Here is a 22,176-nt window from a genome sequence, read left to right on the forward strand (position 1 = left end):
CCGTGACCGCCCCCCCCCCCCCCCCGGCCCCCGCCACCACCCCCCTCCTCACCGCCGGACCCCTCGCGGCCGGGACCCTCGCCCCCGGGGCACCCGGCTCCGAGCACCCCTGCCCCGGGGACCCCACCGTCCCGCACCAGCACGCCGGGCCGCACGGCCTTCGGACCGCCCGGCCCGCCGACCCCCTGGACGACCCCGACCCGGGGCGCGCCGCCGACACGGCCGCGGTCGAGAACCTCCTGCGCTGCTGGGTCCGGGAGAAGAACCTCCCCGCCCCCGCCTCCGCCACCCTGCGCGTTCCCCTCGACGCCAGCGGCACCGCCCTCCTCGTGCCCGTCCACTACTGGTCGCCCACCGGCTGGCACCGCTTCGGCGCCCCCGCCCTCGAAGGGCTCCCCGCCTCGGCGCCGCCCGTCGACGCGGTCACCGTCGCCGCCCTCCTCAGCCGGGAGACCGGCCGCCCCGAGGGCACCGAGCTCGTCGGCCGGGTCGCCGACTCCGCCCGCCGCACCGCCGACTTCATCACCGAGCGCCGCCGCCGGCCCCAGCCGCACCCGGACGCCGACCTGTTCCTCGCCGCCGAGCAGTCCCTCCTGCTCGGCCACCCGCTCCACCCCACCCCCAAGAGCCGCGAAGGCCTCACCGAGGCCGAGAGCCGCCTCTACTCGCCCGAACTGCACGGCGCCTTCCCCCTCCACTGGTTCGCCGTCGACACCTCCCTCCTGGCCTCCGACTCCGCCTGGACCGAACAGGGCCGCCCCGTCACCGCCGAACAGCTCGCCCTCGGCCTCGCGGCGGGGCTCGCGCTCCCCGCCGGCACCGTCCCCCTGCCCCTCCACCCCTGGCAGGCCCGCGAACTCCGCCACCGCCCCGACGTCCGCGCCCTCCTCGACGACGGCCTCCTCCACGACCTCGGACCCCACGGCGCCCCCTGGCACCCCACCTCCTCCATCCGCACCGTGCACCGCCCCGGCGCCCCGGCCATGCTCAAGCTCTCCCTCGGCCTGCGCATCACCAACTCCCGCCGCGAGAACCTCCGCAAGGAACTCCACCGGGGCGTCGAGGTACACCGGCTGCTCCGGACCGGCCTCGTCGACGAGTGGCAGGCCGCCCACCCGGGCTTCGACATCGTCCGCGACCCCGCCTGGCTGGCCGTCGACACCCCGGACGGCACCCCCGTCCCCGGCCTCGACGTCATGATCCGCCACAACCCCTTCGGTCCCGGCGACGACGCCGTCTGCATCGCCGCCCTCACCGCCCCCCGCCCCTGGCCCGGCGCCACCACCGTGCGCTCCCGGCTCACCGACGTCATCGGCCGGCTCTCCGCCCGCACGGGCCGCCCCACCGCGGCCGTGGCCACCGAGTGGTTCCTCCGCTACCTCGACCACGTCGTCCGCCCCGTCCTCTGGCTCGACGGACACGCCGGCATCGCCCTGGAGGCCCACCAGCAGAACACCCTGGTGCTCCTGGACCCGGACGGCTGGCCGGTCGGCGGCCGCTACCGCGACAACCAGGGCTACTACTTCCGCGAGTCCCACCGGAGCGAGCTGGAGAGCCGCCTCCCCGGCATCGGCACCCACAGCGACACCTTCGTCTCCGACCAGGTCACCGACGAGCGCTTCGCCTACTACCTCGGCATCAACAACGTCCTCGGCCTGATCGGCGCCTTCGGCGCCCAGCACCTCGCCGACGAGCGCGTCCTGCTCGCCGCCCTCCGCAGCTTCCTCACCTCCGCCACCGGCCTGGGCTCGCCCCTCCCGCACCGGCTCCTGGAGGCCGCGACCCTGCGCAGCAAGGCCAACCTCCTCACCCGTCTGCACGGCCTGGACGAACTCGTCGGCCCGGTCGACACCCAGTCCGTCTACGTCACCGTCACCAACCCCCTCCGCGCCTGATCACCTCCGCACCCGAACCCCGCCGCGCCTGATCCCGCCGACGGCCCCACGCCCCGACCGCACCGCCGAGAGGAGAGCGACACCGTGTCACCCACCCGCCCCCCAGCCGACCCACCGGGGGACGACACCCTCGACCTGAGGGTCGACGACCTTCTCGCCCTCCTCGCCCGGGGAGCACCACCACAGCCCCCGGCCACCGACACGCCCGTCCCGGGCGCCCCCGTCCCCGACACCTCCGCCTCCGCCTCCGCCTCCGACACCTCCGCCCCCTCCCGCGCCGACGTCCCCTCCTCCGACACCCCCGCCGGCCTCCTCTTCCGCGGCGGCCGCCCGCACCGCGAGCTCCTCGACGGCGACCTGCTCGACTCCGTCGCCTCCTGGAGCCCCGCCGCCACCCCGGCCGGCTCCTTCCGGCTCGTCCCCGTCCGGCTCGAACGGGACCTGCCGCTCCTCGTCCGGTGGATGAACGACCCCGCCGTCGCCGCCTTCTGGGAGCTCGCCGGACCCGAGACCGTGACCGCCGAGCACCTCCGCGCCCAACTGGAGGGCGACGGCCGGAGCGTCCCCTGCCTCGGCCTGCTCGACGGCACGCCCATGAGCTACTTCGAGATCTACCGCGCCGACCTCGACCCGCTCGCCCGGCACTACCCGGCACGTCCCCACGACACGGGTGTCCACCTGCTGATCGGCGGCGTCACCGACCGGGGCCGGGGCGTCGGCACCACGCTCCTGCGGGCCGTCGCCGACCTGATCCTCGACCACCGTCCCCGGTGCACCCGCGTCCTCGCCGAACCTGACCTCCGCAACACCCCCTCCGTCTCGGCCTTCCTCGGCGGCGGCTTCCGCTACGCGGCGGAAGTCGACCTTCCCGACAAGAGGGCCGCCCTCATGATCCGTGACCGCGCCCTGCGGCACGTCCTCTGAACAACCCCCTCCCTTGCGTACACCGCTCGACCCACAGCGGTTCCCACCCCGAGGAGTCCTCGTGTCGACGTCCCCTGCACCCCACGACTCCGCACCACCCGCCCCTCCCGTCCCGACCTCCGCCCCGATCCCCGTCCCGGCCCCCGCGCCCGAACTGCTCGCGCCCCCCGAGCTGAACGCCGCCGCCTGGGCCCGGGCCTCCTCCCGCCTCCTCGCCAAGCTCCTCGCCGAGTTCGCGTACGAGGAGGTCCTCGAACCCGTCCCCGCCGAAGACGGGGGCGGCGCCCCCGACCGTCACGCGCTGCGGCTGGACGACGGCACCACGCTCACCTTCCGCGCCCGTCGCGGCGCCTACGGCGGCTGGCGCGTCGCCGCCGACTCGATCTTCCACGAGGGCCGGCCCCTGACCGACCCCCTCGACCTCCTGGTCCGCGCCCGCGGCCTCCTCCGGCTCGACGGCGCCACCCTCGGCCACCTCATCCGCGAACTCTCCGCCACCCTCGCCGCCGACACCCGCCTCGACCACACGGCCCTCCCCGCGAACGAGCTGGCCGAGCTCTCCTACGCCGAACTCGAGGGCCACCAGACCGGCCACCCCTGGCTCGTCCTCAACAAGGGCCGCATCGGCTTCTCCGCCTCCGACACCGCCCGCTGGGCCCCCGAGGCGCGCCGCCCCGCCCGGCTGCCGTGGATCGCCGTCAGCAACCGCCTCGCCGCCTACCGGGGCGTCCCCGGCCTCGACACCCCCGACCTCCTCTACACCCGGGAACTCGACCCCGAGGTCCGCGCCGCCTTCCGCGCCGCCCTCACCGCCCGCGGCCACGCCCCCGACGACTACCTGCTGCTCCCCGTCCACCCCTGGCAGTGGGACGAGGTCCTGCTCCCGCTCTACGCACCGGCCGTCGCCGCCGGAGACGTCGTCCCCCTCCCCGCCGACGGCGACCTCCGCCTGCCGCAGCAGTCCGTCCGCACCTTCCTCAACACCAGCCGCCCCGACCGGCACACCGTCAAGCTCCCCCTCTCCGTGCTCAACACCCTCGTCTGGCGCGGACTGCCCACCGAACGCACCCTCGCCGCCCCCGCCGTGACCTCCTGGGTCCACGGACTGCGCGACGCCGACCCGTTCCTGCGGGACGAGTGCCGGGTGATCCTCCTCGGGGAGGTCGCCTCCGTCACCGTCGAGCACCCGCTGTACGACCGGCTGCCCGAAGTCCCCTACCAGTACAGGGAACTGCTCGGCGCGATCTGGCGCGAGCCCCTGAGGCTGCCGCCGGGCGAGCGCGCCCGCACCCTCGCCGCCCTCCTCCACACGGACCCGGCCGGCCGGGCGTTCGTCGCCGAGCTCGTCGAGCGCTCGGGGCTCGCCCCCGCCGTCTGGCTCCAGCACCTCTTCACCGCTCTGCTCCCTCCCCTGCTGCACTTCCTCTACCGCTACGGCACCGTCTTCTCGCCCCACGGCGAGAACGCGATCGTCGTGTACGACGCCGACGACGTCCCCGTCCGCCTGGCGATCAAGGACTTCGTCGACGATGTGAACATCAGTGCCCACCCGCTCCCCGAACACGCCACCCTTCCGGACGACGTCCGTGACGTCCTGTTGACGGAGGAGCCCGGTTTCCTGACCCAGTTCATCCACTCCGGGCTCTTCGTCGGCGTCTTCCGCTACCTGGCGCCGCTCTGCGAGGAACAACTCGGAGTGCCCGAGCGGGACTTCTGGGCCCTCGTCCGCGCCGAGATCCTGCGCCACCAGGCGCGCTTCCCCGAGCTGAAGGACCGCTTCGAACTCTTCGACCTCCTCACCCCCCGCATCGAGCGGCTCTGCCTCAACCGCAACCGTCTGCACCTGGACGGCTACCGGGACCGGTCCGAGCGCCCCCACGCGGCCGTCCACGGAACCGTCCCCAACCCACTCGCGTGACCGGACTGTCAGTACCGCCCCTTAGGGTGGGAGCGCTATGACGAAGCCATCCCTCCCCGACCTCCTCCACGCCGCCGTCGCCTCCGTCGGCGGCACGGAGCGGCCCGGCCAGGTCGCCATGGCCGAGGCCGTGGCCGAGGCCATCGACGACAGCTCCCACCTCCTCGTCCAGGCCGGCACCGGCACCGGCAAGTCGCTCGGCTACCTCGTGCCGGCGCTGGCCCAGGGGGAGCGGGTGGTGGTGGCCACGGCCACCCTGGCGCTCCAGCGCCAGCTCGTCGAGCGCGACCTTCCCCGGACGGTCGACGCGCTGCACCCGCAGCTGCGCCGGCGCGCCCAGTTCGCCATGCTCAAGGGCCGGTCGAACTACCTCTGCCTGCACCGGCTCCACGAAGGGGTGCCGCAGGACGAGGAGGAGGGGCTCTTCGACCCCTTCGAGGCGGCCGCGCCCACCAGCAAGCTGGGCCAGGACCTCATCCGCCTGCGGGACTGGTCGGACGAGACGGAGACCGGCGACCGGGACGACCTGACGCCGGGCGTCTCCGACCGGGCCTGGTCCCAGGTCTCGGTCTCCTCCCGGGAGTGCCTCGGCGCGAGCAAGTGCGCGTACGGGGCGGAGTGCTTCGCCGAGGCGGCCCGCGAGCGCGCCAAGCTCGCGGACGTCGTCGTCACCAACCACGCGCTGCTCGCCATCGACGCCATCGAGGGCGCCCCGGTGCTCCCGCAGCACGAGGTGCTGATCGTCGACGAGGCCCACGAGCTGGTCTCCCGCGTGACCGGCGTCGCCACCGGGGAGCTCACCCCCGGCCAGGTCAACCGCGCGGTGCGACGGGCCGCGAAGCTCGTGGACGAGAAGGTCGCCGACCAGCTGCAGACCGCCGCCGAGGGCTTCGAGCGGATCATGGAGCTGGCGCTGCCGGGCCGTCTGGAGGAGCTCCCGGAGGACCTCGCGTACGCCCTGATGGCACTGCGGGACGCGGCCCGCGCCGTGATCACGGCCCTGGGCTCGACCCGCGACCGGTCCGTGCAGGACGAGGACGCCGTGCGCAAGCAGGCCATGGCCTCGGTGGAGACCGTCCACGGCGTCGCGGAGCGGATCACGCAGGGGTCCGAGTACGACGTCGTCTGGTACGAGCGCCACGACCGCTTCGGTGCCTCGTTGCGGGTCGCGCCGCTCACCGTCTCCGGTCTGCTCCGGGAGAAGCTGTTCACCGAGCGGTCCGTGGTGCTCGCCTCGGCCACCCTCAAGCTGGGCGGCGACTTCAACGGGGTCGGGACCTCGCTCGGCCTGGCCCCCGAGGGCACCACCGGGGACGACCTGCCGGTCTGGAAGGGCCTCGACGTCGGCTCCCCGTTCGACTACCCCAAGCAGGGCATCCTGTACGTCGCCAAGCATCTCGCCCAGCCGACGCGCGACCGTGAGCGGAAGGACATGCTGGACGAGCTCACCGAGCTGATGCAGGCGGCCGGCGGGCGGACCCTGGGTCTCTTCTCCTCCATGCGCGCGGCGCAGCAGGCGGCGGAGGAGCTGCGGACCCGGGTCCCCGAGCTGCCGATCCTGCTCCAGGGCGAGGACACCCTGGGCGAGCTGATCAAGAACTTCGCGGCCGACCCGAAGACCTGTCTCTTCGGCACGCTGTCGCTCTGGCAGGGCGTGGACGTCCCGGGCCCCAGCTGCCAGCTGGTCGTCATGGACAAGATCCCGTTCCCGCGCCCGGACGACCCGCTGATGAGCGCGCGGCAGAAGGCCGTCGAGGAGGCCGGGGGCAACGGCTTCATGGCGGTCGCGGCGACCCACGCGGCCCTGCTGATGGCGCAGGGCGCGGGCCGTCTCGTGCGGGCCACCGGCGACCGGGGCGTCGTGGCGGTCCTGGACCCCCGGCTCGCCACGGCCCGCTACGGCAGCTACCTCAAGGCCTCGCTGCCCGACTTCTGGTACACGACCGACCGCAACCAGGTGCGGAAGTCGCTCGCGGCCATCGACGCCGCGTCGAAGGCGGCGAACGTCTGAGAACCGGGCCCGGGGGAGAGCGGGCCGGGACGCGGCAGGGCCCCGGAACCGGCGCAGGGGTTCCGGGGCCCGGTCAGAGCCGACGGGGTGTGGTCACACCCGTCGCAGCACCGCCACGACCTTGCCGAGGATGGTGGCCTCGTCGCCGGGGATGGGCTGGTACGCGGCGTTGTGCGGCAGCAGCCAGACGTGGCCGTCCTCGCGCTTGAAGCGCTTGACCGTGGCCTCGCCGTCCAGCATCGCGGCGACGATGTCGCCGTTCTCCGCGACGGGCTGGCGGCGGACGGTGACCCAGTCGCCGTCGCAGATGGCGGCCTCGATCATCGAGTCGCCGACGACCTTCAGGACGAACAGCTCGCCGTCGCCGACCAGCTGTCGGGGGAGGGGGAAGACGTCCTCGACGGACTCCTCGGCCAGGATCGGGCCGCCGGCGGCGATCCGGCCGACCAGCGGGACGTACGACGCGGCGGGCTTGCCGGTGGTGTCCGTGGGCTGGGTGCTCGGCTGGTCGGAGCCGCGCACCTCGTACGCCCGGGGGCGGTGCGGGTCGCGGCGGAGGAAGCCCTTGCGCTCCAGCGCCATGAGCTGGTGCGCCACCGAGGAGGTGCTGGAGAGGCCCACCGCCTGCCCGATCTCGCGCATCGACGGCGGGTAGCCCCGCCGCTGGACCGAGTCGCGGATGACCTCGATGACCCGGCGCTGCCGGTCGGTGAGACCGGAGCTGTCGGCCCGGATGCCGGGAGGTCGCCCGGGAAGGGCGCGGGCGGGGCGCCCTGGCTCCTCGCCGTTCATGTTTACGTCACTCATGGCGTGCACCGCCTCGAGTCGGCCCTGGGAGCGGTCCTGGGCGGTGATGGTGGCACTGTCTGCGGTGGTGGTCACGTCGTCGGCCCCTCTCGAATGGTCTCCCTGGCTGGCACAACGGTAGTAGCTTTCGAAAGGTTGCGCCAAACACACGTTCGAGTGAAAATTCGCGGATTGTCTTACACCTGTACGGAGTCAGGTGTATGCGCGCCGCCGCCCCGGCCACCGCGCCGCCGACCCGGACCGGGCCTTCCGGTAGCCTTCGCCGCTGGGCCGCGCGTCACCCGTGACCGCCACCCGTGACCACCCGTGAGTGCCGTCCGCGACTGTCCGCGACCGCCCGCGGTCGATTCGGCGAACCCCCGCAGTGTCACACCCGAGGGGGCGGAATCCCGGGAGCGGGCGCGCCGCGACACGCGGGGCCCGGAAGCGTCGCCAACCCTAGATCTAGTGGTTGGATGTCATCGGCCACCCAGGGGTAGTGGTCCCGGTCTGCCGGGGGCGCTCGCATCACCTATGCTGGTGGTCGCTCCGCAGGGCCTTGACGGGCCGCGCGGGGCTCGTCAGCCGTGCCGTGAGGGAGGCCTTGGAACCAATGCACTGCCCCTTCTGCAGGCACCCCGACAGCCGTGTCGTCGACAGTCGCACCACCGACGACGGGACGTCCATCCGACGCCGTCGCCAGTGCCCCGACTGCTCCCGTCGTTTCACGACGGTGGAGACCTGCTCGCTCATGGTGGTGAAGCGTTCCGGCGTCACCGAGCCCTTCAGCCGTACCAAGGTCATCTCCGGCGTGCGCAAGGCGTGCCAGGGGCGGCCGGTCACCGAGGACGCCCTCGCCAAGCTCGGCCAGCGGGTCGAGGAGGCGGTGCGCGCCACCGGCAGCGCCGAGCTGACCACCCACGACGTGGGCCTGGCCATCCTCGGCCCCCTGCGGGAACTCGACCTCGTCGCGTACCTGCGCTTCGCGTCCGTCTACAAGGCCTTCGACAGCCTGGAGGACTTCGAGGCCGCCATCGCGGAGCTCCGCGTGCGGCCCCCCGTCGAGAACCCCGGGAGCGGCGCGACCCCAGAGGTCCCCGTTCCCGCCACCGCCGCCGACTGACCGGCGGTCCGGGCCGCACGACGGCCCGGCGACACCGGCCGCCGTCGCGCGGCCCGGCAGACGTGCCCCGAACGGCCCCCGCGGCCCTCGTGGCAGCAGTACTGAACGACGTACCAGAAGACGGTGCCCTGGGACTATCTGGGCGCCAAAGTGTGTTTTGCCCGTATATGGGAGGCGGCATGACAGAGACGGCGAGCGGCCCGGCACGTGGTTCCCGCACCAAGGGAACCAAGTCGGCGAGCAAGGGCCTGCGGATCGAGCGCATCCACACCACCCCCGGCGTGCATCCGTACGACGAGGTGACGTGGGAGCGCCGGGACGTCGTCATGACCAACTGGCGCGACGGCTCGGTGAACTTCGAGCAGCGTGGCGTCGAGTTCCCCGACTTCTGGTCGGTGAACGCGGTCAACATCGTCACCAGCAAGTACTTCCGCGGCGCGGTCGGCACCCCGCAGCGCGAGACCGGTCTCAAGCAGCTCATCGACCGGATCGTGAAGACGTACACCAAGGCCGGTGAGGAGTACGACTACTTCGCCTCGCCCGCCGACGCCGAGATCTTCGAGCACGAGCTGGCCTACGCCCTCCTGCACCAGGTCTTCAGCTTCAACTCGCCGGTCTGGTTCAACGTCGGCACCCCGCAGCCCCAGCAGGTCTCCGCCTGCTTCATCCTGTCCGTCGACGACTCCATGGAGTCCATCCTCGACTGGTACAAGGAAGAGGGCATGATCTTCAAGGGCGGCTCCGGCGCCGGCCTGAACCTCTCCCGCATCCGCTCCTCCAAGGAGCTGCTCTCCTCCGGCGGCAACGCCTCCGGCCCGGTCTCCTTCATGCGCGGCGCCGACGCCTCCGCCGGCACGATCAAGTCGGGCGGCGCCACCCGCCGCGCGGCCAAGATGGTCATCCTCGACGTCGACCACCCCGACATCGAGGACTTCATCGAGACCAAGGTCAAGGAGGAGGAGAAGATCCGCGCGCTGCGCGACGCGGGCTTCGACATGGACCTGGGCGGCGACGACATCACGTCCGTCCAGTACCAGAACGCCAACAACTCCGTCCGCGTGAACGACGCGTTCATGAAGGCCGTCGAGACCGGCGGGAAGTTCGGTCTGCGCGCCCGCATGACCGGCGAGGTCATCGAGGAGGTCGACGCCAAGGCGCTCTTCCGCAAGATGGCCGAGGCCGCGTGGGCCTGCGCCGACCCGGGCATCCAGTACGACGACACGATCAACCGCTGGCACACCTGCCCCGAGTCCGGCCGCATCAACGGCTCGAACCCGTGCAGCGAGTACATGCACCTGGACAACACGTCCTGCAACCTCGCCTCGCTGAACCTGATGAAGTTCCTCAAGGACGACGGCAAGGGCCACCAGTCCTTCGACGTCGAGCGCTTCGCCAAGGTCGTCGAGCTCGTCATCACCGCGATGGACATCTCCATCTGCTTCGCCGACTTCCCCACGCGGAAGATCGGCGAGAACACCCGCGCCTTCCGCCAGCTCGGCATCGGCTACGCCAACCTCGGCGCCCTCCTGATGGCGACCGGCCACGCGTACGACTCCGACGGCGGCCGCGCCCTCGCCGGCGCCATCACCTCCCTGATGACCGGCACCTCGTACAGGCGCTCCGCCGAACTCGCCGCCGTCGTCGGCGCGTACGACGGCTACGCCCGCAACGCCGAGCCGCACCAGCGCGTCATGAAGCAGCACGCCGACGCCAACACCACGGCCGTCCGCGTGGACGACCTGGACTCCCCGATCTGGGCCGCCGCCACGGAGGCCTGGCAGGACGTGATCCGCCTCGGCGCCAAGAACGGCTTCCGCAACGCCCAGGCCTCGGTCATCGCCCCCACCGGCACCATCGGTCTCGCGATGTCCTGCGACACCACCGGCCTGGAGCCCGACCTCGCCCTGGTGAAGTTCAAGAAGCTCGTCGGCGGCGGCTCGATGCAGATCGTCAACGGCACCGTCCCGCAGGCCCTGCGCCGCCTGGGTTACCAGGAGGAGCAGATCGAGGCGATCGTCGCCCACATCGCCGAGCACGGCAACGTGATCGACGCCCCGAGCCTCAAGACCGAGCACTACGAGGTCTTCGACTGCGCCATGGGCGAGCGCTCCATCTCCGCGATGGGCCACGTCCGCATGATGGCCGCCATCCAGCCGTGGATCTCGGGCGCCCTCTCCAAGACCGTGAACCTGCCGGAGACGGCCACGGTCGAGGACGTCGAGGAGGTCTACTTCGAGGCCTGGAAGATGGGCGTCAAGGCGCTCGCGATCTACCGCGACAACTGCAAGGTCGGCCAGCCGCTCTCCGCCAAGAAGAAGGAGGACGAGAAGGCCGAGGTCACCGCGAAGTCCGAGGCGACGATCCGCGAGGCCGTCGAGAAGGTCGTCGAGTACCGCCCGGTCCGCAAGCGCCTGCCCAAGGGCCGCCCGGGGATCACCACCTCCTTCACCGTCGGCGGCGCCGAGGGCTACATGACCGCCAACTCCTACCCGGACGACGGTCTCGGCGAGGTCTTCCTGAAGATGTCGAAGCAGGGCTCGACCCTCGCCGGCATGATGGACGCCTTCTCCATCGCCGTCTCCGTCGGCCTCCAGTACGGCGTCCCGCTGGAGACGTACGTCTCGAAGTTCACCAACATGCGCTTCGAGCCGGCCGGCATGACGGACGACCCGGACGTGCGGATGGCGCAGTCGATCGTCGACTACATCTTCCGCCGCCTGGCGCTCGACTTCCTGCCCTTCGAGACCCGGTCCGCCCTCGGCATCCACTCGGCCGAGGAGCGCCAGCGCCACCTGGACACCGGCTCGTACGAGCAGCCCGAGGACGACGAGGTCGACGTCGAGGGCCTGGCCCAGTCGGCGCCCCGCACCCCGGAGCTGAAGGCCGTCGCCACCGCCCCGGTCCCGAAGGCCGAGGCCCCGGCCCCGAAGCAGGTCCACACCTCGGCGGAGCTCGTCGAGATGCAGCTCGGCATCAGCGCCGACGCCCCGCTGTGCTTCTCCTGCGGCACGAAGATGCAGCGGGCCGGCTCCTGCTACATCTGCGAGGGCTGCGGCTCCACCAGCGGCTGCAGCTGATCCGTCCGTGAGAGGGGCGTCGACCGACCGGTCGGCGCCCCTCTCGCGATGTCACGGGCGTCCGGCCTCCCTCGTGATCGCCGTGGCGGGGAGGGGCTCGTCCGGCCGCTTCGCGTGGGCCCGGACCGCCCCGCGGCGGTTCCTGACCGTGCGGTCGGCGGGGTCAGGCGGCCGAGGTGCCCAGGAGGGTGCCGAAGGTCTGGGGGTCGGCGTCGAAGCCGCGGGGGATCGGGCGGTACGCCCAGCTGTCGGGAGCGGTGCGGGTGAACTCCACGACCGTCGCCGACAGGGCGCCCGGGACGTCCGCGAAGTCGTGGGTCAGGAGGTCCGTGTAGCCCTCGCGGACCCGTATGCCCGTGCCCGGGACGTCGCCGAAGGAGAGCCGCCCGCCGCTCTGCTGTATGGCCACGCCCACCACCACGCGCGCGTACCTCGGGGCCAGCCGGTCCAGCTCGACGGTCATGGCCTCGTCGTAGCCGAACCCCTGGCCCGTGCGGCTGTCGCGGTGGAGAGTGATCGTGCCGTCCGGGGAGCGGCTGCCGAAGTGCACCAGCTGGTCCGGGGCGCCGTGCGGGTCGTCGGCGGTGAAGACGCCGGCGACGAGGTCCAGGTCGTGGGCCGGAGCGCCGGCCGGTGCGGGGTCCCACTTGAGCGTCACCTCGACGCGTCCCACCCCTTTGTTGAGTCCGCTCATGGCGCTTCCCCTCTCCGCGCGCCCCCGCGCGCCTCGCCTCGTGCCGCCGGGCCGGTCGAAGGGCCCTCGGTCGCGTGCCGGTCACTCATGGTGTCATGCGACGCCGACAGAGGGCCCGGTGCTCCGGGAGGTACGGGGGGACGAGCCGGATCTCGTCGTCCGTCTGGCTCGAATCGAACGGGTGGGACGGAGAACGCGTCGGTGGTGCGACGGTTCTGACGGGCCGTCGCGGGCTTCCGGGCGGGGCGCGCGGGGCAGGGCGCGTGCGCCCGCCGGGGACTGCCGGGGTGCCTTCCGGCCCCGTACGATGGCGCGGTGCTGGTCAAGTGGATTCGCTGCACCGTGGTGGACCGTCGAGGGTTCGAGCGGGGGCAGCGGAAATGGGCGGGGCTGCTCGGTGAGCCGGGGTTCCGGGGGCAGGGCGGCGGGTGGAGCCGGGGTCGGCCTGACGTCGCCCACGTCTTCGCGTTCTGGGAGAGCCGGGCCTTCTACGACTCCTTCATGGCGCGGTCGCATGACCGGCTCGCCGCGTCGCAGGTGGGCACGTTCCGCGACGGCCGGGTCAGGCTGTTCGACCACCGCTTCGACGTGAAGACGGGGTTCGAGCCGCGCTTCTCCGACGCCGACGTGGCACGGGTGGCCCACTGCCGCGTCCACGAGGACCGCGCCGAGCACTTCGCGCTCATGCAGGAGAAGGTGTGGAACCCGGCGATGGCCGGGTCCCCCGGGATGCTGCGGGGCATGTTCGGCGAGGCGCCCGGCAGCGAGTTCCTGGTCCTCTCGATGTGGCAGTCCGCCGCCGAGCACGGCAAGTACCGGGAGGAGCGGGTGGAGCGGCTCGGGCTGCGGGCCCGGACCGCGGCCGACGTGGCGGCGCTGAACGGGGACGTGGTGCGGCTCGAACCGTCCTGGACGGTCTGAGTCCCCGCCGCCCCGCCGGTGGACCCCCCTCGGCCGAGCCTTCCGGAGGACGGCGATCTAGGGTCGGGGTATGGCACGACCGCGGCGCATCGTCCTCGTCCGGCACGGAGAGTCCGAGGGCAATGCCGATGACACGGTGTACGAACGCGAGCCCGACCATGCCCTGAAGCTCACCGCGACCGGGCTGCGGCAGGCGGAGGAGACGGGGGAGCGGCTGCGGGAGCTCTTCGGCGACGAGCCGGTCAGCGTCTACGTCTCGCCCTACCGGCGCACCCACGAGACCCTCCGCGCCTTCCGGTTCCCCCCGGAGCAGGTCCGGGTCCGCGAGGAGCCGCGCCTGCGGGAGCAGGACTGGGGCAACTGGCAGGACAGGGAGGACGTGCGCCTCCAGAAGGCCTACCGCGACGCGTACGGGCACTTCTTCTACCGCTTCGCCCAGGGGGAGTCGGGCGCGGACGTCTACGACCGGGTCGGGGCCTTCCTGGAGAGCCTGTACCGCAGCTTCGAGGCCCCCGACCACCCGCCCAACGTCCTCCTCGTCACCCACGGACTGACCATGCGCCTCTTCTGCATGCGCTGGTTCCACTGGACGGTCGCCGACTTCGAGTCGCTGTCGAACCCCGGCAACGCCGAGACGCGCGTCCTCCGGCTCGGCGAGGACGGGAGGTACGGTCTGGACAGGCCGTTCGAACGCTGGCGTACCCCGGAACCGTACGGACGCACCGGATAGAGTGGCAGACCGATGACCGCTGACTCCTCACCCGACCGGCGCTTCGACCGCGCCCTGGCCAGCCTGCGCGGGCTGGCCGTGGGAGACGCCCTGGGCTCCCAGTTCTTCGTACCCGTCCACTACCCCCTGCTGAAGCGGCGCGAGCCGCCTCCCGGGCCCTGGCAGTGGACCGACGACACCGAGATGGCCTGCTCCGTCCTGGCCGTCCTCGCGCGACACGACCGGATCGACCAGGACGCCCTGGCCCTGTCCTTCGCGCACCACCACGACTTCGACCGGGGCTACGGCCCCGCGGTCAACCGGATGCTCAGGCTCGTCCGGGAGGGCGGCGACTGGCGGGAGCTGGCCGCCGCGCTCTTCAAGGGGCAGGGCTCCTGGGGGAACGGCGCCGCGATGCGGATCGCCCCGCTCGGGGCCTGGTACGCGGACGACCCGGAGCAGGCGACCCACCAGGCCGAGATCTCCGCGTACACGACGCACCAGCACCGCGAGGCCGTGGTGGGCGCCATGGCCGTCGCCGCCGCGGCCGCCCTCGCGGCCGACCCCGCCGGGCCGCCCACGCCCGAGGCATTGCTCGACGGGGTGGTCGCCCTGGTGCCGCGCAGCGCGGTCGGGGCGGGCCTGCGCAGGGCCCGCGACATGCTCAACTACGGCGACCCCGGCACGGTCGCCGCCGTGCTCGGCAGCGGACGGCGCACGAGCGCGCACGACACGGTCCCCTTCGCCCTCTGGTCGGCCGCGCGGGCGCTCGGCGACTTCGAGCGGATGTTCTGGACGACCGCGCAGGTCGGCGGCGACGTCGACACGACCTGCGCCATCGCGGGGGGCGTGGTGGCCGCCACGGCGGCCGGCGCGCCGCCGGCGGACTGGCTGCGACAGACCGAGGACCTTCCGGAGTGGGTTCCCGTCACGGCCTCCTGAGGCCGCGACGCGATGCCGCCGGGACCGGGGTGGGAACCGCTGGTCCCGGCGGCTTCCCTTCGGCTTCTCTTCGGCTTCTCTCCTGCTTCGCGCATGCGACTCCCCGTGCGTCGGCCGGGGCGGCCTGCCGGTCGTTTCGGGGTGCTCCGGTTCTCGGCCCGACGCCTTCATTTCCCTTTCCCACAAGGATTTATGTACGGGGCGTGGAGCGGGTGGCGGTTCGGTTTCCGTGCTCGTTCCCGTGGTGACCACGTGCCGATCCATGGTGTGCGGAAGCGAATCACGGAGCGGTCGGAGCGCGGTGGCGGCGGAGCCGGGAGGCGGGGCCGGGAGACGGGGCCGAGGGGCTCCGCGGGAGCTTGGCGGGAATCCGGGTATCGCGGGCGGTGCCGGGCGGCGTAACCTGTCTGGCGCCATGCCGTACGAACCCCCCACCCACACCGTCGAGCGATCGCTCCGAGCCACCACCGGCGCCAAGATCGTCGCCGGAGTCGACGAGGTCGGGCGCGGGGCGTGGGCCGGTCCCGTCACGGTCTGCGCGGCCGTCACCGGACTGCGCCGGCCCCCCGAAGGACTCACCGACTCCAAGCTGATCACCCCCGGCCGCCGCGCCGCCCTCGCGGTGGAACTGGAGCGGTGGGTGACGGCGTACGCGCTCGGCGACGCCTCCCCGCAGGAGATCGACGACCTCGGAATGACCGCGGCGCTGCGGCTCGCGGCGGTCCGGGCCCTCGAAGGGCTCCCCGTGCGGCCCGACGCGGTGATCCTCGACGGGAAGCACGACTACCTCGGCAGCCCCTGGCGGGTCCGTACGGTGATCAAGGGCGACCAGTCCTGCGTCGCCGTGGCCGCCGCCTCCGTCCTCGCCAAGGTCCGCCGGGACGCCCTCATGGCGGAACTGGGCCCCGGGACCGGGACCGGGGCCGGGGAGTACGCGCCGTACGCCTTCGGCGCCAACGCGGGCTACCCCTCGCCGGTGCACCGGGCGGCCCTCGAAGAGCTGGGCCCCACCCCGCACCACCGGCTCTCCTGGTCCTACCTGGACGCGCTGCCCCGGTGGCGCCACCTCAAGAAGGTCCGCCTCTCCGTCGAGGCGGCCGCGCTGGAGAGCGGGGGCCAACTCGGCTTCGACTTCTGAACTTCCGGTCACGGAGCCGCCGGAGGGCGGCTCACGCGCCCGGGGCGCACCTGTGCGCCCACCCGCCGATGCCCCGCGCAGCGGCGTTTGATAGACATCCACCCATGCCTCTCATCCCCGAGGAGCCTCAGATTCACGAGAGCGCCCAGGGTCCCCGCGCCACCGCGGCCGCCGGCCGCCCCGCGTCGACCCCCCGTCCCGTACCCGGTCCGCGTTCCGCGGCCTCCCCGCGACCCGGACACCCCGTCCCCGGACCCGCCCGGCCCGCGCCGCCGAAGCCGCGGCCCGTGCCCGCGCCCGGGAAGACCCCGGCCGGTGGCACGGAGAATCGTTCCGACCAGCGGTCCACCCCCCAGCTCCAGCTGATCCCCGCCTCCGTCGACGGCGCGCTCGACGCCGCCGAGGAGGCCCTGGACCTGCTCCTGGAGAGCGGCCGGGCCCCCGGCGAGGTCCTGCTGCTCACCACCGGCGCGCAGCACCCGTGGACGGCGCACGAGCTGTCCTTCGGCGAAGCCGCCTACTGGGCCCAGCAGGACACCGGCGACGACGTGTTCTTCGCCGACGCCTCCGCCGTGGAGCGGGCCACCGCCCGTCCCGTGGTGATCGTCGCCGTCAACGGCGGGGACGACGGGGCGACCGCCCGCGTCCTGCCCGCGGCGATGGCCCGCGCGGGCACGCTGCTCGTCGTCTGCGGCGACCCGCAGCGCGTCACAGAGCTCCTCGGAGCGGGCGCCGGCGTCTGACCGGCGGCCCTTTCGCCGACCGCCCCTCCGCCGGGCCCCTCGGGGCCCGGCGGAGGGGCGGTGGCGTCGGCGCGCCGTCCGCGCGCCGCGCGCGTGCTCAGCGCGCGGCGGCCCGGCGCAGCGGCTCGGCCGCGCCGCTCGCGGTCCTCGGCGTGATCCGGTCGAACTCGGCCGGTCCGTTGTCGAGCGGCACGGGAAGCGATTCGGAGCTCGGCCGACGGCCTCCCCGGCCCTCGCCGAGCACCTGCCAGCCGCTCTTGGTCAGCGTGATGTACGCCCCGCAGCGCAGCCCGTGCAGCGTGCAGGCGTCCCGGAGCCCCCACATCCAGGCCCCGTCCTCCTCCGTCCACCGCTCGTCCCCCTCGCGGCAGTACAGCAGCACCGCGGTCCGCACCGGCGCCCGCCTCCGCAGGTCGTGCGGGATCACGCGCCGCAGGTGCGCCAGGAGCGCGTTGCGGAAGTCCCAGCCGTCCGCCGGTGCGGAACGGGGGACGAACGAGGCGCTGGCGGCGATCCGCTCCTCGTGGTCCAGGACCGCGAGGACCGCCGTCGAGGGCCCGGGCGCGTGACGGGAGTGCAGGCCGCCCACGACCTCGCGCGGATCACCGAGCAGGGGGATCCCCGCCGCGGCCCACTCGGAGGGTTCGAGTATCCGGGCCAGGCGGCTGGCGGACCCGGACGACGATCTGAGCGAGGCGGCTGTGGGCGGAGCGAATCCGAGGGTCACGGTCCTCCCTTCGGATACGCGCCCGCTGAGCGGGCAAGGTCGGGTGAGGGCGCACCACGGCACAGTCCTTCCGGACCGCTGACGGGCCTTGTGGGGCGGTGGTCCAATTCTTGCGGGCCCGTGCGCGAGCGGCAATGAGCAATTGAGGCCGCTGACGGGAATGCGTTGGTATGCCACTCATATCCCTGCCCAGTTGCCCATTGTTCACTCCCCGTTCGTCCGCCGGGTTCCTCTCCACGCGCCGTACACCCCGCGGGCACCAGCGGAAACGCGCCTTCCGCTCGTGGACGGGCCGTCACGCTGGGTGAGTTCGCCGATTGTCAGTGGCATCGGGTTGCATGGGGGCATGGACAATCCGGAACTCCGCGCCGAAGCCGATGCCGTTCTCGCCGAGCTGGTCGGCGCCCCCGAGGGGACGGCCCGGCTGCGCGAGGACCAGTGGCTGGCGGTGGCCGCCCTGGTGGAGGAGCGGCGCCGCGCCCTGGTGGTGCAGCGCACCGGCTGGGGCAAGTCGGCGGTGTACTTCGTCGCCACCGCCCTGCTGCGCCGCCGCGGCTCCGGACCCACCGTGATCATCTCGCCGCTCCTCGCCCTCATGCGGAACCAGGTCGGGGCGGCGGAGCGGGCCGGCATCCGGGCGCGCACCATCAACTCGGCCAACCCCGAGGAGTGGGACGCGATCTACGACGAGGTCGAGCGCGGCGACACCGACGTCCTCCTCGTGAGCCCGGAGCGCCTCAACTCCGTGGACTTCCGCGAGCAGGTGCTCCCCAAGCTCGCGGCCACCACGGGCCTCCTGGTGGTCGACGAGGCGCACTGCATCTCCGACTGGGGCCACGACTTCCGCCCCGACTACCGCCGGCTGCGCACCATGCTCACCGAGCTCGCCCCCGGGGTGCCGGTCCTCGCCACCACCGCGACCGCCAACGCCCGGGTGACCGCCGACGTGGCCGAGCAGCTCGGCACCGGGGCCGGCGAGGCGCTGGTGCTGCGCGGCTCCCTGGAGCGGGAGAGCCTGCGGCTCGGCGTGGTCCGGCTGCCGGACGCCGCGCACCGGCTGGCCTGGCTCGCCGAGCACCTGGACGAGCTGCCGGGCTCCGGCATCGTCTACGCGCTGACGGTCGCCGCCGCCGAGGAGGCCACCGCCTTCCTGCGGCAGCGCGGCTTCCCCGTCGCCTCGTACACGGGCCGCACGGAGAACGCCGACCGGCTCCAGGCCGAGGCCGACCTCCAGGAGAACCGGGTCAAGGCGCTCGTGGCGACCTCGGCCCTCGGCATGGGCTTCGACAAGCCCGACCTCGGCTTCGTGATCCACCTCGGCTCGCCGTCCTCCCCGATCGCCTACTACCAGCAGGTGGGCCGGGCCGGGCGCGGCGTGGAGCACGCGGAGGTGCTGATGCTGCCGGGGAAGGAGGACGAGGCGATCTGGCGCTACTTCGCCGACACCGCCTTCCCGCCCGAGGCACAGGTCCGCCAGACCCTGGCGGCCCTCGCCGACGCGGGACGGCCGCTGTCCGTGCCCGCCCTGGAGGCGGCGGTGGACCTGCGGCGCACCCGCCTGGAGACCATGCTCAAGGTCCTCGACGTGGACGGCGCCGTGCGCCGGGTCAAGGGCGGCTGGGAGAGCACCGGACGCCCCTGGACGTACGACACCGAGCGGTACGCGTGGGTGGCGCGGCAGCGGGCCGCCGAGCAGCAGGCCATGCGCGACTACGTGAGCGCCGCCGGGTGCCGGATGGAGTTCCTGCGCCGGCAGCTGGACGACGAGGGCGCGGCCCCCTGCGGCCGCTGCGACAACTGCGCGGGCGCCTGGGCCGACACCTCCGTGTCGCAGGAGACGCTGACGGGCGCGACCAGGGAGCTGGACCGACCGGGCGTGGAGGTCGAGCCGCGCCGGATGTGGCCGACCGGGATGCCCGCCCTGGGCATCGAGCTCAAGGGCCGCATCCCGGCCGGCGAGCAGTGCGCCACCGGACGGGCCCTGGGCCGGCTCTCGGACATCGGCTGGGGCAACCGGCTGCGCCCCCTCCTCGCCGAGAACGCGCCCGACGGGCCGGTCCCGGACGACGTCCTCAAGGCCGCGGTGGCGGTCCTCGCCGACTGGGCGCGCTCCCCGGGCGGCTGGGCGCCGGACGTCCCGGACGCCTCCGCCCGGCCGGTGGGAGTGGTCGCCGTGCCCTCCCTGGCCCGCCCGCAGCTGGTCGGCTCCCTCGCCCGGGGCATCGCGGACGTCGGCCGCCTCCCGTACCTGGGCACCCTGGCGCACACCGGGCCGGACGGCGCGCACGCGGTCCGCCGCAGCAACTCCGCACAGCGCCTCAGGGCGCTCTCCGGCGCCTTCGCCGTCTCCGGGGAGCTGTCCGGCGCCCTGGCGGCCGCCCCCGGCCCCGTACTGCTCGTGGACGACTTCACCGACTCCGGCTGGACCCTCGCGGTCGCCGCCCGGCTGCTCCGCCGGGCGGGCGCCGCGCGGGTCCTCCCCCTGGTCCTCGCCGCGGCCGGCTGACCCCCTCGGATTCCTGACGCCGCGTCTAACTGGGCTTTTCGCCTTCCGAGTTCGGGTTCCGGTTGTCCGCGCAGGGCTAAGATCGACCGAAACCGAAGGGACCGCCCGCGTTTGCGGCGTCATGGGGGGACGATGGTCAGAATCCTGCTCGCCGAGGACATGCTCATGCTGCGCAGGGCGCTGGTGGCCCTGCTGGAGCTGGAGGCGGACCTCGAAGTGGTCGCCGAGGTGGACGCCGGGGACAAGGTGGTGCCCAGGGCGCTCGAAGTGCGGCCCGACGTCGCCGTTCTCGACATCGACCTGCCCGGGATGGACGGCATCCGGGCCGCCGGCCTGCTCCACGAGCAGATGCCGGAGTGCCGGACCGTGATCCTGACGAGTCTGGGGCGGCCCGGCAACCTGATGCGCGCCCTCCAGGCCCACGCCTCGGGGTTCCTGCTCAAGGACGCCGACCCCGCCCAACTGGCCGCGGCGATAAGGGACGTGGCGGCCGGGAGGCAGGTCATCGACCCCCAGCTGGCCGTCGCCACGCTCCAGATCGGCGACAACCCGCTGAGCCCCCGGGAGACCGAGGTGCTCCGGCTGGCCTCCGAGGGGGAGGACGTGCCGGAGATCGCCCGGCGGCTCTTCCTGTCCGCCGGAACGGTGCGGAACTACCTGACGACCAGCGTCACCAAGCTCAACGCCCGCAACCGCATGGACGCGGTGCGCATCGCCCGGGACATGGGCTGGCTCTGAGGCAGGCCCGGCGGCCGGCCGCCGGGACCTCTCCCGGAACCGGCCACCTTCCCGAGCCGGCCACTTTCCCGGGCCGGTCCTCTTCCCGGGCCGGTCCTCTTCCCGGGCCGGTGAGCGGGCGGATCAGCGGCCCGGAAGGACGGCCGCCTCCTGCTCGTCGTCCGGGGGCACGGGGACGCCCGCCTGCCGGGGGACCTCCGCGGTGAGCCGGAACCAGCCGTCCTCGCGCAACCCCGAGGTGAGCCGCCCGCCCAGCGCCTCCACGCGCGTGGTCATGTTGTTCAGACCGCTTCCGCCCGTCCCGGCGGTGACCGGGAGGAAGATCGAACGTTCCTCGCCCACACCGTCGTTGGCGACCGTGATCCGCACGTGGTCGCCTTCCTCGGCCGTCTCGATCACGCAGTGCTGGGCCTTGCTGTGCTGGAGCACGTTGGTGATGCCCTCGCGCAGCACCGTCGCCATGACCGTGTCGACGGGGCCCGGGGGCAGCTCGACGCCGACGCGCACCTCGGTCCGTATGCCGATCGTCCGCAGCAGGGACTCGGCGGAGCCGAGCTCGCGGCGCAGGCTCATGTGCAGATAGCTGCTGGCCACGGCGCGGACGTCGGCCAGTGCCTGCCGGGCCGTCTGGAGGATCTCGGTGATCTCGGTCTCGGCGCGCTCCGGGTCCAGCCGGACGAGCCGGGAGGTGAGCTCGCACTTCAGGGTGATGGTCGAGAGGCTGTAGCCGAGCAGGTCGTGCAGGTCGCGGGCGAAGCGCAGACGTTCCTGCGTGATGGCCAGATGGGCGAGCTCCTCGCGCGCGGTCTGCACCTCGCGGATCAGATAGGCGAGCCGGCTCACCCCGTAGACGACGAGGCCGGTGAGGGTGGTGGCGACGCAGTTGTACGCCAGTTCGCTCACGCCGAAGCCGACCGCGAACTGGAGCGCCCCGGTGGTCACCACGACGGTGCCGAAGGCGAGCCAGCCCAGCGCGGTGCGCAGCACGAGCAGCGAGGACGCGGCGAGGAAACCGGGCATGCCCAGCCACGCGGCGCCGAAGACGGTGAACGGCGCGTACGTCAGCAGGGTCTGCGCGGCCAGCGTCCAGCGGCGGTGCCGGGTCACGGCGCGCGGCATGAACGAGGGGAAGGAATGGCACAGTTGCAGGCCCATCAGGACCAGCAGCAGTGCGAGGCAGGACACCAGGCCGAACGTGGTGTACCGGGCCTGGAGCACGTACGTGACGGCGACCGCGAAGAAACCGCAGATCACCACCGTGGTGATGGCGACGGCGACCCGTGGCGCCATCTCCGCCTGGGGAGCCAGACCTTCCTCGAGCGGT

17 protein-coding genes are annotated in these 22,176 nt (G+C 73.3%); 13 read left to right on the plus strand and 4 right to left on the minus strand.

The window, feature by feature from the left end:
* Window positions 1–2 precede the first annotated feature (2 nt).
* The 4 genes from ADL08_RS30035 (at window position 3) to ADL08_RS30050 (ending at window position 6,748) form a co-directional block, all read left to right on the plus strand.
* Window positions 3–1,895, plus strand: a complete 1,893-nt coding sequence (locus ADL08_RS30035; RefSeq protein WP_078970592.1) for an IucA/IucC family protein — start codon at window positions 3–5, stop codon at window positions 1,893–1,895.
* Between the two features lie 84 nt (window positions 1,896–1,979).
* On the plus strand, window positions 1,980–2,819 hold the full coding sequence (locus ADL08_RS30040; RefSeq protein WP_053648536.1) for a GNAT family N-acetyltransferase: 840 nt from the start codon (window positions 1,980–1,982) through the stop codon (window positions 2,817–2,819).
* Between the two features lie 61 nt (window positions 2,820–2,880).
* A complete protein-coding gene (locus tag ADL08_RS30045) occupies window positions 2,881–4,737 on the plus strand; it encodes an IucA/IucC family protein (protein ID WP_199837115.1) in 1,857 nt (618 codons plus the stop codon).
* A gap of 37 nt (window positions 4,738–4,774) precedes the next feature.
* Entirely contained in the window at window positions 4,775–6,748 is a 1,974-nt protein-coding gene (locus ADL08_RS30050) for an ATP-dependent DNA helicase (protein WP_053648538.1), read from the plus strand.
* Window positions 6,749–6,841: 93 nt separating this feature from the next.
* On the opposite strand, the gene lexA is transcribed toward ADL08_RS30050, so the two are convergent.
* The gene (gene lexA / locus ADL08_RS30055; protein WP_053648539.1) at window positions 6,842–7,630 is read right to left on the minus strand and encodes a transcriptional repressor LexA; all 789 of its coding nucleotides are present in this window, start codon (window positions 7,628–7,630) and stop codon (window positions 6,842–6,844) included.
* A gap of 517 nt (window positions 7,631–8,147) precedes the next feature.
* Here lexA and nrdR point away from each other — a divergent pair.
* Window positions 8,148–8,657: a transcriptional regulator NrdR gene (gene nrdR, locus ADL08_RS30060; protein WP_030220839.1), complete on the plus strand. Its 510-nt coding sequence runs from the start codon at window positions 8,148–8,150 to the stop codon at window positions 8,655–8,657.
* A gap of 179 nt (window positions 8,658–8,836) precedes the next feature.
* Complete coding sequence (locus ADL08_RS30065) at window positions 8,837–11,734, plus strand: vitamin B12-dependent ribonucleotide reductase (protein ID WP_053648541.1); 2,898 nt, start codon at window positions 8,837–8,839, stop codon at window positions 11,732–11,734.
* A gap of 163 nt (window positions 11,735–11,897) precedes the next feature.
* Here the strand turns inward: ADL08_RS30065 and ADL08_RS30070 are convergent, their stop codons facing one another.
* Window positions 11,898–12,428 (minus strand): TerD family protein, encoded by a 531-nt coding sequence (locus ADL08_RS30070; RefSeq protein WP_053648544.1) that lies wholly within the window; start codon window positions 12,426–12,428, stop codon window positions 11,898–11,900.
* Window positions 12,429–12,743: 315 nt separating this feature from the next.
* Here ADL08_RS30070 and ADL08_RS30075 point away from each other — a divergent pair, with 315 nt between their 5' ends.
* The 5 genes from ADL08_RS30075 (at window position 12,744) to ADL08_RS30095 (ending at window position 16,881) form a co-directional block, all read left to right on the plus strand.
* Entirely contained in the window at window positions 12,744–13,349 is a 606-nt protein-coding gene (locus ADL08_RS30075) for a YdbC family protein (protein WP_053648545.1), read from the plus strand.
* Between the two features lie 70 nt (window positions 13,350–13,419).
* A complete protein-coding gene (locus tag ADL08_RS30080; protein WP_053648547.1) occupies window positions 13,420–14,079 on the plus strand; it encodes a histidine phosphatase family protein in 660 nt (219 codons plus the stop codon).
* Between the two features lie 12 nt (window positions 14,080–14,091).
* Window positions 14,092–15,000 (plus strand): ADP-ribosylglycohydrolase family protein, encoded by a 909-nt coding sequence (locus tag ADL08_RS30085; protein ID WP_053648549.1) that lies wholly within the window; start codon window positions 14,092–14,094, stop codon window positions 14,998–15,000.
* A gap of 415 nt (window positions 15,001–15,415) precedes the next feature.
* Window positions 15,416–16,138 carry a ribonuclease HII gene (locus ADL08_RS30090; protein WP_053648550.1) on the plus strand — a complete coding sequence of 241 codons (723 nt, stop codon included), beginning with the start codon at window positions 15,416–15,418 and terminating at the stop codon, window positions 16,136–16,138.
* A gap of 104 nt (window positions 16,139–16,242) precedes the next feature.
* Window positions 16,243–16,881, plus strand: coding sequence for a hypothetical protein (locus tag ADL08_RS30095; protein ID WP_078968533.1), 639 nt, complete (start codon window positions 16,243–16,245; stop codon window positions 16,879–16,881).
* Window positions 16,882–16,978: 97 nt separating this feature from the next.
* Here ADL08_RS30095 and ADL08_RS30100 read toward each other — a convergent pair whose 3' ends face one another.
* Complete coding sequence (locus ADL08_RS30100; protein ID WP_053648555.1) at window positions 16,979–17,608, minus strand: hypothetical protein; 630 nt, start codon at window positions 17,606–17,608, stop codon at window positions 16,979–16,981.
* 346 nt (window positions 17,609–17,954) lie between these two features.
* On the opposite strand from ADL08_RS30100, the gene ADL08_RS30105 reads away from it, so the two are divergent.
* Complete coding sequence (locus ADL08_RS30105) at window positions 17,955–20,114, plus strand: RecQ family ATP-dependent DNA helicase (RefSeq protein ID WP_053648557.1); 2,160 nt, start codon at window positions 17,955–17,957, stop codon at window positions 20,112–20,114.
* Window positions 20,115–20,246: 132 nt separating this feature from the next.
* Window positions 20,247–20,852 carry a response regulator transcription factor gene (locus ADL08_RS30110; protein WP_053648559.1) on the plus strand — a complete coding sequence of 202 codons (606 nt, stop codon included), beginning with the start codon at window positions 20,247–20,249 and terminating at the stop codon, window positions 20,850–20,852.
* Window positions 20,853–20,975: 123 nt separating this feature from the next.
* Here the strand turns inward: ADL08_RS30110 and ADL08_RS30115 are convergent, their stop codons facing one another.
* The gene (locus ADL08_RS30115) at window positions 20,976–22,142 is read right to left on the minus strand and encodes a sensor histidine kinase (protein WP_053648561.1); all 1,167 of its coding nucleotides are present in this window, start codon (window positions 22,140–22,142) and stop codon (window positions 20,976–20,978) included.
* Window positions 22,143–22,176 lie beyond the last annotated feature (34 nt).

It is taken from the genome of Streptomyces sp. NRRL F-6492 (assembly GCF_001280125.1).
GTDB lineage: Bacteria > Actinomycetota > Actinomycetes > Streptomycetales > Streptomycetaceae > Streptomyces.